Source organism: Demequina sp. NBRC 110054 (assembly GCF_002090115.1).
GTDB lineage: Bacteria > Actinomycetota > Actinomycetes > Actinomycetales > Demequinaceae > Demequina.
In genome coordinates this window covers 986,814-1,003,689 of the sequence record NZ_BBRK01000004.1, presented here as the reverse complement: position 1 = coordinate 1,003,689, position 16,876 = coordinate 986,814, and the positions used below count along the sequence as shown (strand labels likewise).

The 16,876-nt window shown below is 70.1% G+C and carries 17 protein-coding genes; 2 read left to right on the top strand and 15 right to left on the bottom strand.

Annotated elements, in window-relative coordinates; genetic code table 11:
• Positions 1–125 precede the first annotated feature (125 nt).
• Positions 126–551, bottom strand: coding sequence for an OsmC family protein (locus B7K23_RS04620; RefSeq protein WP_084125209.1), 426 nt, complete (start codon positions 549–551; stop codon positions 126–128).
• A 117-nt stretch (positions 552–668) separates the two neighbouring features.
• On the bottom strand, positions 669–1,565 hold the full coding sequence (locus B7K23_RS04615) for a methylenetetrahydrofolate reductase (protein WP_084125208.1): 897 nt from the start codon (positions 1,563–1,565) through the stop codon (positions 669–671).
• Between the two features lie 177 nt (positions 1,566–1,742).
• On the opposite strand from B7K23_RS04615, the gene B7K23_RS04610 reads away from it, so the two are divergent.
• Positions 1,743–2,309: a DNA-3-methyladenine glycosylase I gene (locus B7K23_RS04610; protein ID WP_084125207.1), complete on the top strand. Its 567-nt coding sequence runs from the start codon at positions 1,743–1,745 to the stop codon at positions 2,307–2,309.
• A 27-nt stretch (positions 2,310–2,336) separates the two neighbouring features.
• Here B7K23_RS04610 and B7K23_RS04605 read toward each other — a convergent pair whose 3' ends face one another.
• From B7K23_RS04605 to B7K23_RS04560, 10 genes are read right to left on the bottom strand one after another with little or no spacing between them, the layout of a single operon-like run.
• Positions 2,337–2,963, bottom strand: coding sequence for a DUF1989 domain-containing protein (locus B7K23_RS04605; protein WP_159451310.1), 627 nt, complete (start codon positions 2,961–2,963; stop codon positions 2,337–2,339).
• Between the two features lie 29 nt (positions 2,964–2,992).
• A complete protein-coding gene (locus B7K23_RS04600; RefSeq protein WP_084125205.1) occupies positions 2,993–4,546 on the bottom strand; it encodes a hydantoinase B/oxoprolinase family protein in 1,554 nt (517 codons plus the stop codon).
• Between the two features lie 12 nt (positions 4,547–4,558).
• The gene (locus B7K23_RS04595) at positions 4,559–5,458 is read right to left on the bottom strand and encodes a U32 family peptidase (protein ID WP_084125204.1); all 900 of its coding nucleotides are present in this window, start codon (positions 5,456–5,458) and stop codon (positions 4,559–4,561) included.
• A complete protein-coding gene (locus tag B7K23_RS04590) occupies positions 5,455–7,518 on the bottom strand; it encodes a hydantoinase/oxoprolinase family protein (RefSeq protein WP_084125203.1) in 2,064 nt (687 codons plus the stop codon). The genes B7K23_RS04595 and B7K23_RS04590 overlap by 4 nt, the downstream gene beginning before the upstream one ends.
• A 52-nt stretch (positions 7,519–7,570) precedes the next feature.
• On the bottom strand, positions 7,571–8,614 hold the full coding sequence (locus tag B7K23_RS04585; RefSeq protein ID WP_084125202.1) for a hypothetical protein: 1,044 nt from the start codon (positions 8,612–8,614) through the stop codon (positions 7,571–7,573).
• Positions 8,611–9,456, bottom strand: coding sequence for a hypothetical protein (locus B7K23_RS04580; RefSeq protein ID WP_143338085.1), 846 nt, complete (start codon positions 9,454–9,456; stop codon positions 8,611–8,613). Before B7K23_RS04580 ends, B7K23_RS04585 begins: the two co-directional genes overlap by 4 nt.
• Positions 9,443–10,768, bottom strand: a complete 1,326-nt coding sequence (locus B7K23_RS04575; RefSeq protein WP_159451309.1) for a winged helix-turn-helix domain-containing protein — start codon at positions 10,766–10,768, stop codon at positions 9,443–9,445. Before B7K23_RS04575 ends, B7K23_RS04580 begins: the two co-directional genes overlap by 14 nt.
• 13 nt (positions 10,769–10,781) lie before the next feature.
• The gene (locus tag B7K23_RS04570) at positions 10,782–11,555 is read right to left on the bottom strand and encodes an amino acid ABC transporter ATP-binding protein (protein WP_084125199.1); all 774 of its coding nucleotides are present in this window, start codon (positions 11,553–11,555) and stop codon (positions 10,782–10,784) included.
• On the bottom strand, positions 11,531–12,448 hold the full coding sequence (locus B7K23_RS04565) for an amino acid ABC transporter permease (protein WP_200809765.1): 918 nt from the start codon (positions 12,446–12,448) through the stop codon (positions 11,531–11,533). The genes B7K23_RS04570 and B7K23_RS04565 overlap by 25 nt, the downstream gene beginning before the upstream one ends.
• Positions 12,445–13,290: an ABC transporter substrate-binding protein gene (locus B7K23_RS04560; RefSeq protein WP_159451308.1), complete on the bottom strand. Its 846-nt coding sequence runs from the start codon at positions 13,288–13,290 to the stop codon at positions 12,445–12,447. Before B7K23_RS04560 ends, B7K23_RS04565 begins: the two co-directional genes overlap by 4 nt.
• Before the next feature lie 215 nt (positions 13,291–13,505).
• Between B7K23_RS04560 and B7K23_RS04555 the strand changes: the two genes are divergently transcribed.
• Positions 13,506–14,639 (top strand): pyridoxal phosphate-dependent aminotransferase, encoded by a 1,134-nt coding sequence (locus tag B7K23_RS04555; protein WP_084125197.1) that lies wholly within the window; start codon positions 13,506–13,508, stop codon positions 14,637–14,639.
• 30 nt (positions 14,640–14,669) lie between these two features.
• Here the strand turns inward: B7K23_RS04555 and B7K23_RS04550 are convergent, their stop codons facing one another.
• From B7K23_RS04550 to gcvT, 3 genes are read right to left on the bottom strand one after another with little or no spacing between them, the layout of a single operon-like run.
• The gene (locus tag B7K23_RS04550; RefSeq protein WP_307175322.1) at positions 14,670–15,236 is read right to left on the bottom strand and encodes a (deoxy)nucleoside triphosphate pyrophosphohydrolase; all 567 of its coding nucleotides are present in this window, start codon (positions 15,234–15,236) and stop codon (positions 14,670–14,672) included.
• Complete coding sequence (gene gcvH, locus B7K23_RS04545) at positions 15,233–15,616, bottom strand: glycine cleavage system protein GcvH (RefSeq protein WP_084125196.1); 384 nt, start codon at positions 15,614–15,616, stop codon at positions 15,233–15,235. The genes B7K23_RS04550 and gcvH overlap by 4 nt, the downstream gene beginning before the upstream one ends.
• 33 nt (positions 15,617–15,649) lie before the next feature.
• A complete protein-coding gene (gene gcvT / locus B7K23_RS04540) occupies positions 15,650–16,849 on the bottom strand; it encodes a glycine cleavage system aminomethyltransferase GcvT (RefSeq protein ID WP_084125195.1) in 1,200 nt (399 codons plus the stop codon).
• Between the last annotated feature and the right edge of the window lie 27 nt (positions 16,850–16,876).

Sequence of the window (16,876 nt, the reverse complement as noted above, 5' to 3'; positions counted from 1 at the left end):
GCCGAGATTGTGTCCGGGATGTTACGCGGGATTTCCGCAGTCTGCCAGGGGTATTCGAGCGATTATGGATGTGCCAGGCACCTTGGACAGGTGTCGGACGCCATCCAGTGCCGTCCGGAGTGTGGTCAGACCTTCTCAACCAGTGAGACGGGCACTCCGCCCTCGACCGTGCGTGACACGGTGCAGTACTTGTCGTGGCTCACCTTGAGCGCGGACGCCACCCTGGCTCGGGCCTTGTCGCCGTCCGCGCCCTCGGGGAAGGCGAGGTCGAAAGCGACCTGGATGTCTCGCAGGATGTTGCCGTCGTCGTTCTTCACGGCCTCGGCGGTCGCGGTCACCTCGAAGGTGTCGGGCTCCGCGCGGCGCGTGGTCATCATGTCGACGTCGATGCTCGAGCAGCCCGCGATCGCGGCGAGCAGCATCTCCACCGGGGAGACCAGGCCCTCCCCTCGACCGAAGGTGAGCTGCGCTCCCGACTCCGTCGTGACCGTGTAGACACCCTCCGACTCGCGAGCCATGGTGATCTTCTTGGGGGTCGTCTCGTCGGTCATGCGTTCCTCTCGGGGAGTCGGGTACGTCGAGGCTAACGCTTCGGGATGCCCGTGCCTTCCACCGGATCGGGGAACGCCCACGCGGCGACTCGGCCGTCAGAAGGTGCGACTCGGCCGTCAGGCGGGGTGGCGGTCTCCGAGCCCCATCGCCTCGACCAGCTCGAGCGCCGCGGCCGACTGGTTGAAGGTGATCACATGGATCCCAGGAGCGCCGGCGTCGAGCAGGTCGCGGGAGAGGCGCGCTGCGTGCGCGACGCCCGCGGCCCGCGCCTGGTCGTCGCTCTCGGCGGACTCGAGGGCCGCGACCAGCTCGGCCGGGGTGGGAACGCCCGTGAGCTCGGAGGCCCTGACCGCGCGCTTGGCCGAGATGATCGGCATCACCTCGGGGATGATCGGCATCTCGATCCCCTGGGCGCGCGCGTCCTCGACCATCCGGGTGTACTGCTCGGCCTCGTAGAACACCTGGGTGATCGCGAAGGAGGCGCCCGCGTGCTCCTTATAGCGCAGCACGTCGATCGTGCTCTGCCGCCAGCGCTCGATCGCGTGCGTCGCGGGGAAGGCCGCGACGCCGACGCAGATGTCGAGGATCCCGTGCGCCCGCGCGACCTCGTGCACCAGGGAGACGAGCTGGCTCGCATAGTTGAGCCCGTCGGGGTGGGCGCGCCACGTGGTCGTGCCGCGCGGGGGGTCGCCGCGCAGTGCGAGGAAGTCCAGCACGCCCTCCTCGAGGTACTCCTCGATGACCTCGATCAGCTCGGCGCGCGACTGGTCGACGCACGTGAGATGCGCGAGCGGGGGGACCGTGTGGGCCTCGGCGAGCAGCTGGACCACCTTGCGGGAGGTCGACCGGGTGGTGCCCGAGGCGCCGTAGGTGATCGACATGAAGTCCGGCTGGGTGTCGAGGAGGAGGCGCGCGGTGGCGCGCAGCGTCTCCTCCGCCGCGGGCGTGCGCGGCGGGAACAGCTCGTAGCTCAGTGTCGGGCGCCCGTGGCGCAGAAGACCCGCGATGGTCATGGCGCCGAGGATACGCACCTTTGACACTCGATGCTGTGGACAGGTGTCGGTGATGTGTGGTGTCCGAAGTGTCCGCGCATCCTGGGGCTTCGTCCCCAGGCTCCGCGCCTGGCGCGTCCCTCCCCAGGGGCCGACGATGCTCGATCCGCCGTCACACCCGGGGTGCAGACTGGGCGCATGACCAGTCAGTCCCCGCTCGCCGTGCGCTGCTTCGGCAACGACGATCCGCTCTACGCCCGCTATCACGACGAGGAGTGGGGCGTGCCCGTGCACGGCGATGCCGCGCTCTACGAGCGGCTGGTCCTGGAGGCGATGCAGTCAGGACTGTCGTGGCTGACCGTGCTCAAGAAGCGCGAGAACTTCCGGGCCGGGTTCGCGGGCTTCGATCCCGCCTCGGTCGCCGCGTTCGGGCCGGACGACGTCGAGCGGCTCATGGCCGACGCAGGCATCATCCGCAACCGACGCAAGATCGAGGCGGCCATCACGAACGCGCGGGCGCTTGTGGAGCTTCAGGCCGCGGGCGGGTCGCTTGACGAGCTCGTCTGGTCGCACGCGCCCGCGCCCCGCACCGAGCCCCCGGCGACGTGGGCCGACGTGCCAGCGCAGACCCCCGAGTCGGTCTCGCTGGCCAAGGCGCTCAAGAAGGCCGGCTTCGTCTTCGTCGGACCCACCACGATGTACGCGGCGATGCAGGCCTGCGGCCTCGTGGACGACCACATCGCGGGCTGCGTCGCGCGGGAGTGACGCGACGCAGCCCGCGAAGTCAACAGGTCAGGAGACCGTGACCTCCATGGGCGTGAGGTTGAACGCGTTGCACGGGTTGTGCTCCTCGGGGCAGTTGGACATGCCGACGTAGATGTCCTCGAGCACCTCGAACTCGATGCAGTCCCCGGGCTTCGTCGTGGGCTCGACGATCTCGTGCCGGTCATCCGCGTGCCGCTTGATGTTCATGAACACAGAGATGCACATGTCGGGGGAGATCTTGGTGACGTCCAGGCCGAGCTCCTCCCAGTCCGCGCACAGGTTGCCGTAGCACGATGCGGTGCCCGACACCCCGTAGCGGTACTCGTTCGAGTACTCGGAGCAGTAGCCGGACAGCGCGTGGTTGCCGCTGTCGTCGCGCAGCACCTTGAGGAGGGGCGTGCACTTCGTCGAGAACACGTCATTGCCCTCGACCAGGCTCCAGTTGTTCGTGCACACGTTCGTGAACATCGCCGACTGACGCTCGTCGGGGTCGTCCACGCGGGCGGTGATGAAGTCCATCACCTGCTGACCCTCCAGATCCGTGATGCGGAGCCGCTGGCCCTTGCGCAGCTTGAGCGCGAGCCGGCCTCGCGGCTCGACGACGATGCTTCCGGGCTCGGCCCAGTCGATCGTGCTGGTCATCTCTACGGTCATGTCAGTGTCCTTCTCTTCGACGTTCAGGTTCATGCGCGGGAGGCGACGGGGGCACCGAAGCCACCGCCACCGGGAGTACGGAGCCGGACCGACTGTCCGGGCTTGAGCTGCAGGCGGCCCTTCGGGTCCGAGACGGCCACGCCGTCCACCTCGAGGAGCCCCGTGGCTCCGTCGGAGCCGCCGGCCAGACCAGGCGCCGCATTCTCGATGCGCTCGGTCAGGAAGATCACGTCGATCGGGCGGTCGTGCACCGAGCGCATGAGCACCTCCTGGCCCTCGCCGCCGCGCCAGCGGCCTTCGCCACCCGAGCCCCGGACGATGCTCTTGCTCTCGACCATCACAGGCGCGGTCGCCTCGATGACCTCGACCGGGGTGTTCGACACGTTTGAGGGCGTCGAGAGCGTCGCATAGCCGTCCAGCCCCTCGGCGGCGCCCTGGCCGCCGTTGAAGCAGAGGATCGACGCGAACGAGCCCTCATCGGTCTCACCGCGGAAGGCGGTCACCCAGAACGGCGTGCCGGCCGCAGCCGAGACGCGCCCGGGCAGAGGGCCCAGCAGCGCACGCGACAGCACGCTCGGAATGGCGTGCGCGGGGAAGTTCGCGCTCACGGCCGCGATCTTGTCGGGCTTGAGGAGCGAGCCCTCGGGGATCGTGATCGTGATGGGGCGGAGCGTGCCCTGGTTGTTGGGGATCTCCGGGACCAGCAGGGTGTTGAGCCCGTAGCGGGTGTATCCGAGGGTGGGCGAGGCGGAGTTGATCCCGAACTGCGACTGCGAGGACGTTCCTGCGTAGTCGACCTCGAGCTCGTCTCCTGTCACCCGCACGGCGACCTTGATGGTCTTGGGCTCCTCGAAGCCGTCCAGATCGATCTCGGAGGCGTACTCGCCGTCGGGAATGGCGGCGATCGCCGCCCGCATCGCCCGCTCGGACGTGTCGCAGATCGCGTCGGCAACGTCGGCGATGTCGAGGCTCGGGTCGTCGGCGAGCATCCCCTTGAGGCGACGGACGCCGAGATTGTTGGCCGCCACGAGGGCGTCCAGGTCTCCGAGGACCTGCGCGGGCACGCGCACATTCCTGCCGAGGATGTAGCGGACCAGCTCGTTCGGGCGGCCCTGCTCCACGAGCTTGACCGGCGGAAGGCAGAAGCCCTCCTCATAGATGTCCTGCGCGAAGGCGCCCTCGGACGTGCCGCCGATGTCCGAGACGTGGCAGATCGAGGCGACATACGCGACGATCTCACCCTCGTGGAACACCGGCGCGGCCGCGGTGACGTCAGGCAGGTGGGTGTTGCCGAACCACGGGTCGTTGGTGGCGATCACATCGCCCTCGACCAGGTTCTCGCGCCCGAAGTGGTCGAGCATGTTGGTCACGGTGTTCGCGACGGTGCCCGTGAACACGGGAACCGAGCGGCCGTACTCCACGAGGAGATGGCCGTCCTTCGTGAGGAGTGCGCACGCGAGGTCGTTCGACTCGCGCACGACGGAGCTGAAGGCGGTGCGAAGCAGCACCGCGGCCATCTCGTCGGCGATGGAGATCAGGCGCTGCCAGGTGATCTGGAGGCTTGCGGCATCCCAGTCGGTCATGGTTCTTCCTTCCTAGAATTCCGGCTCGTCGGACGCGGTGAGCTCGGGAGCCCAGCGCGTGAGCATCTGGTGGTCCAGCAGCAGCTGGCGAGCGATCAGGTCCAGCTCGCGCTCGGACGGGGCCGTGTCGGCGAAGTCCTGCGCGGCGTTGCCGGTCTTGAGGTACACAGGAGCGGCCGCCCTGACCATGCGGGGCACGTCATAGCCCCGCACGAATCCGCCGGTCTGCGCCGGGTTGTCGGTGTGGAGGTCGAGCGGCAGGTCGGTCACCGCACGCACCTGGGCGAGCATCTCGACATCCAGATCGCGCTGCAGGTTCACGGAGTCCGCGCCCATCTGGGCCAGCGCGACCACGTGCGCAGGATTCTGAGCACCCATGTTCGACGAGGCCTTCAGCCTGAGCGTCGGGATGTCCCCGCTCTGCTGGAGAGCGTGCAGCGTCCACAGCAGGCCCTCGTCGAACACCAGGAAGCCGGTCACGCCCAGGTCGACGGCGTGCAGCGTGTCCTCGAGCGCGTCGGCCAGCTGGCCCAGGCCCCTGAGGCGATAGGCGCTGGCCGCGGCGACCCCGGAGGACGCGAGCCGCTGACCACCGATGTCGAAGACTCCTCGCGGCCCCGCCGACATGCGCAGCTGGATGCCCTCGTCGCGGCATGCCTCGACCAGGTCGCGGATCTCGTCGTCCAGATAGCGCATCACGCCGACGGTGTTCGTGACCTGGTGAAGCCGCACGCCATGCGCACGGAGTCGATCGGCAAGGCCCCGCACCGAGGGGCCGTCAAAGGCGCCGGCCACCTCCCACTTGTAGGCGCCGCCGTCGGCGAATCGCGCCGCGGACTCGGTCGACGCGCCGGCACCACGGAGCAGCCCCGCGGCCGCGAGCGCCTTGCTCACCCTTGCGGAAGTGGTCATGCCTGCTCTCCTTCGGTAGCGATGACGATGCGGAGGTTCCCCTGTGCATCGAGGGTGGCGACATCTCCGGGTCCGACCACGGCCGTCGACTCGGGAAGCTGGAACACCGCGGGGCCGGTGACGGGCTCGTCGACCCCGGCACGGAGCATGTCGAGCACCGGGACCTCGACGACGCCCGTCTCCGGGAACCAGGCGGCGCGCGACGTCGCCGTGGGAACCCGGTCGGCGACGCCGGTATCGGTGCGGCTCATGCGAGGGGTCTCGAAGGCTCCGTAGCCGCGGACGCGGAACGTCACGACCTCGGCGCGCGGGTAGTCCGGGGTCACCCCGTAGATCCGGCGGTACTCGACCGCGAACTTCTCGGCATACTCGGCGGGACCGTCCTCGCGCCCCACCGGCACCTCGATGTCGAAGCCCTGCCCGACGTACCGCATGTCGACGAAGTGCTCGAAGCGGTCGGCGGGCGCGGCGAGCTCCTCCTCCGCCTGCGCCTCGAGCTGCGCGAACGTGTCCGAGACGGACGCCTCATCCCACGCATCCAGGCGCACGATGCGGGTGCGCGAGGCCTCCACCATGGGCGGAGCCACGAGCAGTCCCGTGGCCGACAGGACGCCGGCCGCGGCCGGGATGACGACCTCGCGCACGCCGAGGATCCTCGCGACCCGCGCGGCGTGCACGGGCGCTGCTCCTCCGAAGGCCATCATCGCGAAGTCACGAGGGTCGTGCCCCTGCTCCGTCGCGTGGACCTGGATCGCGAGCGCCATGTGCTCGTTGACGACCCTCACGACCGCGGCCGCGGAAGCGATCGGGTCGCCGTCGAAGGCGTCGCCGATGCGGCTCGCGAGCGCAGCCTTGGAGGCGTCCACGTCGAGCGACATGGTGCCGCCGAGGAAGTAGTCGGGGTCCAGGTAGCCGAGCGCGATGTCCGCGTCCGTGACGGTCGGCTCCTCGCCGCCGAGCCCGTATCCCGCGGGGCCGGGCCGCGAGCCCGCCGAGTGCGGTCCCACCTGCAGCAGCCCGAGGCTGTCGATCGACGCGATCGAGCCGCCCCCCGCGCCGATCTCGATCATCTCGACGACCGGCATCGTCACGGGGAGTCCCGATCCCGGCTTGAGACGGTGCACGCGGCCCACCTCGAAGCTGTTCTTCACGGCCGGCGTGCCGCCCTCGATGATGCAGACCTTCGCGGTGGTCCCGCCCATGTCGAAGGCGATCAGGCGATCCATGCCGAGCGAGGCGCCCACATGGGCGGCGCCGATCGCGCCCGCCGCGGGCCCCGACTCGAGCAGCCTCAGCGGGAACGTGCGCGCCGTGGGGACACGGATCACGCCGCCGTTGGACTGCATCATCACGAGCGACTGGTCGACGCCGAGCGAGCCCAGGGCGCGCTCGATGTCCTCGAAGTGCTCGCCGGCGACCGGCCGGACGTAGGAGTTGGCGACCGTGGTCACCGTGCGCTCGTACTCACGGATGACGGGCACCAGGCGCGATGACAGCGTCACGGGCACGCCGGGCAGTCGCTCCGCCAGGATCTCGCCGACGCGCTCCTCGTGCACGGGGCTCGCATACGAGTGCAGCAGGCATACGGCGACGGCCTCCACGCCGTCCTCGCGGAGGCGGTCCGCGATCGCCTCGATCTCAGCGGCGTCGATCGGCTCGACCTCGCTGCCATCCGCCATCAGGCGCCCGCGGACGCCGTACCGCGCCGTCGCCGCGACGAGGGGGTCGGGCAGCTGCAGGCGCGGGTCGTACAGGTCGTAGCGCCATTCGCGGCCGATCTCGATCGTGTCGACGAACCCGGCGGTGGTGATCAACGCGGTCTTCGCGCCGCGACGCTCGATCAGGGCGTTCGTGATGAGCGTGGTCGCTCCTACGACCGAGTCGGTGATCGACTGCTCGTCCGCTCCCGCTGCCCCGAGCACCTGGCGGATGCCGGTCTCGATCGCGCGGGAGAAGTCGTCGTACGTCGTCAGGGACTTGCCGAGCCACGCGTTGCCGCTGGTCTCATCGAGCAGGACGAGGTCGGTGAACGTGCCACCGATGTCGAAGCTCACTCGCATCTGTGTGTCTCCTTGGATGGGGGCGCATCGTGCGCCAGGTCTGGAAAGGGGGTCAGGCCCTCGCGAGGGCCGGGAAGACGAGGGCGGGCACGACGAGGCCGAGCTGGCCGGCTCGTTGCGCCCGAGCGAGCGCGGCGACGCGCGCGAGCGCGTCCACCTTGGAGCCGATCGCCATCCGCAGGCCCGCGTCGTAGCCGAGTCCGCAGGACGCGCCGAGGATGACCGAGCCGAGGATCACTGCGGGGCCCTGATGCGCCGCGACTCCCGCGGTGAAGAGGAAGCAGCCGGCGCCGAGCGATCCGACGGCGACCGAGGCCACGACCCGGGGACGCGAGGCGTCCATCGCGAGGCGCGCGGCGCCCGCGCCGATCATCGTCGCGGCGACCACGGCGCCCGCGAGGAGCGAGCCGCCGCCGATCGCGGCGACGACCACCGCGGGGACCAGCGAGGTGAAGAGACCGAGCAGGCCGTTCGCGACGAACACGAGCACGACCGCGGCCGCGAGCGCTCGATCTCGCGCGGAGGCAGACGGCGGCGCGGCCGTCGTCGGCACGATCGCGGGGACCATGGTCGGCGAGAGGGCGACGGCGAGCGCGACGAGCGCCAGCACCGACGCGCCGGCAGCGAAGACCGCGGGCACCGCGACCCCGGTCGCCACGAGCATGGCAGCGGCGAGCGCTCCCATGCCGACCCCACCGAGCGTCGCGGCGGTCGCCCACGCGGTGCCGCGCGCATGCCGCGCGAGGGTCTCGGTCAGCAGCGGCGTCGCGAGGCCGAGAGCGAGCCCCGTGACGACCCGTCCCGCGAGGAGCAGCCCGACGCCCGCCGCAGACATGCCCAGCGCGAGCAGCACGCCGCCGACGGCATCGACCAGGAGAGCGACGACGACCAGCGAGCGCGAAGGCACCCGACGCGCCATGCCCGCCCGGCGGAGCCAGGTCATCGCGACGATCACCGCGACGCCGTGCGCGGCGAACAGCACCGCGGAGGTCCACAGGCCCCACGCGCTCGCCGCAGCGATGTCGGCATAGAAGGGGCTGGGGAAGGCGGAGAACGCGCTCACGAGGGTGAGCACGAGCACCTCGCGCGCGCTCATCGGAGGTCCTCGATCAGGTGGGCGCAGAACGCAGCATCAGCGACGGCGGAACCGCCGAGATCGATGAATCTCGCGTCGGCGAGCGCGACGCGTCCTCTCCCCGCGCACGCGAGTGCGAGCGAGGGCACGGCGTCGTCGTGATCGGACAGGGCGGGCACGCCCGCGGTGTCGGCCCAGGTGCGTGCGCCGTCGAGCGAGAGCGCGCATGCGCCCGCGGGAAGGTCGGCGACCGACGCCACGGGCCGCGTGGCTCCGGTCGCGGACACGGCAAGGTCGCTCGTCGCAAGCGCCGACGCTACGGTGCGATCCCATTGCACGACCTCGACAGGCCTGTCGGTGTCGAGCGGCGGCACGGCGCCGCGCGAGCGCGTCACGACACGCAGCTCCTGGACGCTCGGGATCAGTGCGACGAGCGCGCGAGCGACAGCCGTGTTCACCTGGCCCATGCCGATCAGCGTCACGACGCGCAGGTCGCCGCCGAGGCGGCTCGCGACCGCGACGGCCGCCGCCGCGGTGCGGAGAGTGGTGGCGGCCATACCCTCGACGACCGCGATCGGCTCACCAGAGGCGGGATCCGTGACGAGGATCGTCGACGTCGACCTGCTGGGCGAGCTGGCAAGGGCCGGGGTGTACGACGCCCACTTCGAGATGGCGACACCGAGCGTCGGCACCACGCCCGCGAGCGCCAGATGCATCGCGCCGGGCACTGCGCCGGGGAGGATCTGCTTGGGCGCCTGGTGGGCACGTCCGGTCCCCAGCGCCTCGAAGGCGGAGAGGATCATGCCCGCCGCGAGCCCGAGGTCGGCGCGCGCGCCGACCTGGTCGTCATCAAGCCTCAGCACCGCTCACCCCCTCGTCCCTCGAGGCGGCGAGCGCGATCGACACCAGGTCCGCGACCGACCGCAGGTAGCGCGCGCGGGCGGGCGGGAAAGCCCTCGACTCCTTCGACATGAAGCCGACGTCTCCCCAGATGCGGCCCTCGAGGAAGAGCGGCACGATCAGGCACGCGCGCAGATTCTCGGCCGAGGACATCGACGCCGTCACCGAGAACCGACTCGACGGGCGGCTCATGTCGGCCATCTGGATGACATCGCCTCGCAGATAGGCGGCCGAGGCGATGAAGCCGTCGTCGACGGGATGCCCCTTGGCGATCGCCCGCTGCCAGCGCGTCGACATGCCTGCGCTCGCGACGAGCGACGAGTAGCGCACGTCGCCGTGCTGATCGAACCTGAAGACAGTGCTCGCGTCGGCGAAGGCGCGCTCGACCGCCCAGCCCACGACCACGGAGGCGACCTCGTCGGCCGTCGACGCCGACCTCAGCATGTCGACGAGGTCATACATCGCGTCGTGCTGGGCATTGAGCATCGCGACGGTCGACCGCAGGCGCTCCTCCGAGCGGTCCTTGCCGACCTCGGCCACGCGGCCGGCGAACTGGTAGCCGACGCCCCTGATGGACTCGATCCATCGGGGCGTGTGGGGGTCGTCGTCCAGCTTGGCGCGCAACCGCTTCACGTTGAGGCGAAGCGTGTTGAGACCCGAGGCGTCCGGGATGTTCCACAGGTCGTCCGTGATCCGTCCGGAGGGGACAGCCTCGCCAGCGTGCAGCATCAGGTAGCGCAGCAGGTCGAACTCGTTGGCGCTGAGAGCGACAGTGTCCTCGCCCAGGTAGCAGCGTCGCGAGGCGAGATCGAGCCGCAGCCCCTCGGACTCGAGCCACCGCACCTCGATCTCGGCCTCGTTGGAGGTGCCCCTTCCCAGGGCAAGGAGGCGGGGCACCAGATCCGTCGCGGAGGTCGAGGCGTCGAGCACCAGCGTCGCTCCCTCGTCGAGGAGGGCACGTCCGGCCTCGTCAGCGTTGCCGACGATCGCGGCGATGGGGAACCGACCCGCCTGACGGCACAGGTGCACCGCACGCGACAGCCAGGGAAGCGAGGAGCCGGCCACGATCACCATCGCGGCGCCCTTCGCGGCAAGGTGGCGGTGGGCACGATCGATCTCGTGGAGATGGACCTCAGGCCAATGCCGTCCGCCGAGGGCGCCCAGCACCTCGTCGCCGCGCGTGCCCTCCTCCGTCACGGCGAGCACGCGCGTGAGCGTCGCCACCGCGCCCAGCGTCGCGTCGCCCCGCGTGCGCGGTCGCCTCTCGAGCTCCATCCGGACAGCCATCTCAGAGCACTCGCGACAGGAACTTGCGGGTCAGCTCGTGCTTCGGGTCGACCAGCACCTCCGACGGCGAGCCCTGCTCGACGATCTCGCCCTGAGCCATGAACGCGACGCGCGACGCAACCTCGCGGGCGAACCCCATCTCGTGGGTGACGACGACCATCGTCATCCCGGCCGTCGCGAGATCGCGCATCACCTGGAGGACCTCGCCGACGAGCTCAGGGTCGAGCGCCGAGGTCGGCTCGTCGAACAGCATCAGCTTGGGCTGCATCGCGAGACCGCGAGCGATGGCGACGCGCTGCTGCTGCCCTCCAGAGAGGTGGCGAGGATAGGACTTGTCCTGGTCCGCGAGGCCCACCTTCTCAAGCAGGTCGTACGCATTGGCCCTGGCCGTGTCCTGATGCATCCCCCGCACACGCATGGGGGCCTCCATGATGTTCTGCAGCACCGTCATGTGAGGGAACAGGTTGAACTGCTGGAAGACCATTCCCATCGTCGCCCGCTGCGCGGCGATCTGACGCTCGGAGAGCTCGTGGAGCTTCCCGTGCTTCTCCTGGTATCCCATGAGGTGACCGTCGTAGCGCACGTGCCCAGCGTCGGGCCGCTCAAGGTGGTTGATGCAGCGCAGCAGGGTCGACTTGCCCGAGCCCGACGCGCCGATGAGGCACAGGACCTCCCCCTCGCGCACGGTGAGGTCGACTCCGTGGAGGACCTCGTTGTCGCCGAAGGACTTGCGGATTCCGGTGAGCTCGATCAGCGGTTCGCGGGCGTCATCCATCGTGCCCACCTCCTGTTCTTCGCGGGGGTCGCGCCGGTGGCCTGGAAGCCCGCGCCAAGGCGTCGTTCGAGGCGCGCCTCGAGCACGGTGAGCACGGAGACGATCACGAGGTACCAGATGCAGACGACGATGAGCACGGGGATGGTCTCGTAGGTCCTCGCGTAGATGAGCTGACCGGAGTAGAGCAGCTCGGGGAGTGCGATCACCGAGACGACCGACGAGTACTTGAGCAGCCCGACCAGCTCGTTGAACGTGGGGGGAACGATCACGCGCGCCGCCTGGGGGAGGACGATGCGGCGGAACGACGTGCCCGCGCGCATGCCGAGCGCCTTCGACGCCTCGGTCTGGCCGCGGTCGACGGACATGATTCCGGACCGGATGATCTCGCCGAGGTACGCGGCCTCGTTGAGACCGAGGCCCAGGATCGCCGCGGTCCACGGGGTGATCACGTCGTTGGTGTCGACGGCCCAGACGGTGCCGACGCCGGGAATCGTGAGACCCATCTCGGGGATCAGGATCGCCAGGTTGTACCAGATGATGAGCTGGACGAGGATCGGCGTGCCGCGGAAGAACCACACGTACACGCCGGCGGTGCGGGACAGCAGCGCGGACTGGGAGAGGCGCATGACGGCCAGCAGCAGGCCGAGTCCCAGCGCGATAGCCATCGCGATCGCGGTGAGGGCGAGAGTCGTACCGAGGCCCTTGAGGATCCGCACGTCGAACAGGTACTTCGCGACCGTGGGCCACTCGTAGTTGGGGTTGGTCGCGAACGACCACGCGATCGAGAGCAGCACCACGGCGACGACGATCGAGCCCACCCACCGCCACGGCCGCCGCCGCGGCACGACGATCATGTCGTCGTGCCGCGGCGCGGTGGTGTCAACCGAGGTCAAAATGTGGCCCCGTTGATGATGGGCTCGTCGAGTGCACGGTCATCGATGCCCCACTCGGAGAGGATCTCCTCGTAGGTGCCGTCCTCCATGATCGCGGCGAAGGCGTCGTTGAACTCCTGCACCAGCTCCGAGTCCTTGGCGAAGCCGGCGGCGAAGTAGCCGTCCGTGAGGTACGCGCCCATGACCTGAAGCTCGTCGGGGTACTGCGACATGATGTACGCGTTCGCGGCCGAGTCGTTCGGGGCGACCTCGATGCGCCCGGAGGTCAGCGCCAGCACGACGGCGTCGAGGTCCGCATACTCGTTGACCTCGATCGGCTCCTCGCCCGCGTCCTCGCATGCCGTGGAGGCCTCCGCGAGCATGTCGGCCTCGAGCGCTCCGCCCGGGATGCCGACAGAGTAGCCGCACAGGTCGTCCATCGACTCGATCCCAGAGACGTCCATCGGCACCAGGAAGTCGTTCTTCGCGGCGAGGTAGTCGACGAAGTCGACCGTCTCCTCGCGCTCGAGCGTGTCGAACATGCCGGTGAGGGCGACGTCGTAACGGCCCGACGTGAGGCCCGGGATGATCGTGTCGAACGAGGCGTTCTCGAAGACGATCTCGCGCCCGAGCTCCTCGGAGAGGGCCGCCGCGAGGTCCACGTTGATGCCCTCGAAGGTCTCGTTGTCGTCGGCCAGGAAGTTGTACGGCAGGAGCGAAGCGTCCGCTGCGGCCACGATGGGCTCCGCGGTGGACGAGGACTCCCCCGAAGCGGCGGCATCACTGTCGGTGGAGCTGCATGCGGTGAGCAGCAGCAGCGAGGTCACCACCGCCCCTGCGCCGATCGCCTTGTTGCGTGCCATCGTGTGTCCCTTTCTGAGTCGCCCGACGCGGTTCGCCGGTGCGGAACCCATTAGAGGGTCACTCCGTTGCCACTCATTTGCGCCTCGGTGTCAGATATGTTTCACAGCCGTTCAATTGACATGCTTCCGACATGCAGATGGAGGATCAACCAGGCGAGACGTCCTTACGATTGATGGGAGCAACATCGATGTGACATTTGCCCCATGGAGGACCCATGACCGACTTCCCGACCGACGCGGCCGTCGCGCGGCTCATGAACGAGGCCGTGACCGACGGCGCGCTCGACCTGAGCATCGGCGAGCCCGACCAGCCTCTGCCCGGGCCGCTCCGTCAGGTCGCCGTCGATTCGCTGCTCGCTGGAGAGGTCGGCTACACGGCCAAGGCGGGGCTCGTCGAGCTGCGCGGAGCGATCGCATCGTCCCTTCCCGGCGAGGTCGACATCGCCGACGTCGTCGTGACGGTGGGAGGCACCGAGGCCGTCGCGGTGGCCCTCGCCGCCGCATGCACGTCAGGCGACACAATCGTGATCCCTGATCCCGCATGGCCCAACTACCGGGTGCTCGGTGAGCAGCTCGGGCTGCGGATCGCGACCTACCGCCAGGGCGCCAACCGGGACGACTTCATGGACCTCGAGGAGATCGCGGCCCACCTTGCCGCCGGCGCTCGCATGGTCGTCGTGAACTCCCCGTCCAATCCCATGGCCGCGGTCGCGTCGAAGGCACAGCTCGCGACCCTCGTCGGGCTCGTCGCCGCGCACGGCGCGGTGCTGCTGTCGGACGAGGCGTATGAGGGAATCGTCTTCGACGGCGGGCGCGCGCCCTCGCCGCTGTCCATCCCCGGAGGCCCCGAGGTCACGTTCGTGGCCCGCACCTTCTCCAAGACCTACTCGATGACGGGCCTGCGCGTCGGGTCCCTCGCCTCACCCCCGTCGTTCCGGCACGCCGTGGCAGCGGTCCACGGCACGATCGTCGGCTGCGCACCGCACACGGCGCAGCGGGTCGCGCTGAGCGCGCTCGAGACGATGCCCGATCGCGGCACGGAGCTGTCGACCGTGTACCGTTCACGATTCGCTCGCGCCCTCGAGGTGCTCGGGCCCTGGATGCTCGCGGACGGCCCCGAGGGCCACGGCGGCTTCTACGTCTGGCTCGACGGCCGCTCGACAGGGCTCACCGCCAACGAGCTCGCGTCGCGCGTGGAGAGCCTGGGCGTGCGAGTCTCCTCGGGCAACGCCTATACCGTGTCGGAGTCGCACGCGATCCGGCTCGCACTCACCGCTGGCGGCGAGGATCTGGAACGCGCACTTCACGCCGCGCGCAGCGTCCTGTCGGAGGGGTCGGCCGCGACCTGACCCGAGGGGCCGGCGCTCAGCCGTGCGCGACTAGCAGAACCCCTTGCGCATCCTCGCGATCGCGTCGTCGAGCAGCGCCTCGACGATGCGGGTGTCCGCGGGCAGCCAGGGCACGTCGCGCCAGGCGCCGGGCTCGAGCCAGCGCAGCTCGTCGTGGTCCTCGAGAGGCTGCGGCTCGGGAGCGGACCCGTCCGGACCAGGGATGATCTTCGCCCACCAGACCCTCAGCACGAGGCGGGGGCCATCGCCCTCTGCCGCGCGCAGTTCCCACGCGGGACCGGTGTCGGTGCCGTCGGGAAGGACGATGCCGGCGTCGGGACCGGGGATCTCGTCGCCGAGCTCGATGGCGACTCCGAGCTCCTCGTCGATCTCGCGGTGCAGGGCCTCCTCGGGCGTCTCGCCCTCGTCGACCTTGCCGCCGGGGAACTCCCACAGCCCGGCATAGACGGGCGGCGAGGAACGGCGCGCGGCGAACAGCAGCCGCGGCTGCTCGAGGTCGTCGGTGATGGCGGCCGCGACGACCAGGCGCGCGGGACCGTTGACGGGGATCTGACCGTGAGGCTCGTGACCGCCCGGGGAAGCGGTGTCGGCGCTCACTCGGTGATCGCCGCGTACGCCTCGGAGTCGAGCAGACCCTCCGGGACCTCGGCCAGGCGGACCTTGAAGATCCAGCCCTCGCCGTACGCGTCCTCGCCGATCGTCTCGGGTGCGTCCGAGAGCTCCTCGTTGACCGCGACCACGTCGCCCGTCACGGGGCAGTACAGCTCGCTCACGGCCTTGGTCGACTCGAGCTCGCCGCACACGTCGCCCGCCGTGACGGCGCTGCCGACCTCGGGGAGCTCGACGTACACGATGTCGCCGAGGGCCTCGGCGGCGTGCTCGGTGATGCCGACGGTGACCACGGCCTCGGCCGCGAGCTCACCCGACACCCACTCATGCTCCTCGGAGTACTGGAGCTCGTCGGGAACGTTCGCCATGTGAAGGGTCCTTCCTCGAAGGGTCGGGGCGCGTCAGGCGCCCCTCTTGTAGAACGGTAGCGCGGTCACGGTCATCGTCTCGCGCCGACCACGCACATCGATCGCGACCTCGGTGCCCGGGGTCGCGAGTGCGAGCGGCACGTAGGCCATCGCGATGGGCTTGCCGAGCGTCGGCGACGGGGCGCCGGAGGTGATCGCGCCCACCGGCTCCCCGGCCTCGTCCACGACCGCGTAGCCCGCGCGAGCGGCGCGTCGTCCGTCCCCGACCAGGCCCACGAGGGTGGACAGGGACGATGCGACGGCCGGGTCGGTCTCGGCCGTGGCCCAGGTCTCGCGCACTGCCTCGAGCGCGGCGCGGCCGACGAAGTCGCCTCGGGGGTTCTTCTCGGTGCCGAACACGATCACGCGGCCCAGGCCCGCCTCGAAGGGGGTGCGGTCGCGGCTCAGCTCGTTGCCGTACAGCGGCATGCCCGCCTCAAGCCGCAGGGTGTCGCGCGACGACAGCCCACATGGGATGAGGCCGTCCGCCGCTCCCTCGGCGAGCGCGAGCTGCCACACCGCGGCCGCCTCGTCGGCGCCGACGAACAGCTCGAAGCCGTCCTCGCCCGTGTAGCCGGTGCGCGCGGCGAACGCGTGGATGCCGCCGGCGAGCATGACGTTGGCCGCCGAGTAGTACTTCATCGCCTCGATGTCGTCGGCGCCCCTGGCGGTCATGCGGGAGACGATCGCCTGGGCGCGGGGGCCCTGGACCGCGATGAGCGCGACCTGCGCCGAGATGTCCTCGACCTCCGCGTCGAAGCCCTCGGCCCGGTCCGTGAGCTCCCCGGCCACCACGTCCTTGTTCGACGCGTTCGCGACGATCACGAAGTGGTCCCAGTCGCGACGGTAGACGATGAGGTCGTCGATCACGCCGCCGTCGGCGGCGCACAGCATCGTGTACTTCGCGCCCCAGAGCCTCATCGCGCTCATCCGGCCGACGAGCGCATCGTCCAGGAAGGCCTCGGCCTCTGCTCCGCGCACGGAGATCTCCCCCATGTGGCTCAGGTCGAACAGGCCGGCCGCGGTGCGGACCGCGGTGTGCTCCGCGATGTCGCCGGTGTAGCGGACGGGCATCTCCCAGCCCGCGAAGTCCACGAGCGTCGCGCCGAGGGCGACGTGCTCGTCGTGCAGGGGGGAGCGAAGGATCTCGGTGGTCACCGGACCAGCGTAGTCGCGCGACGCATTCCCGCCCATGAGGACGACGCGGCTTGCGTGCGGAAG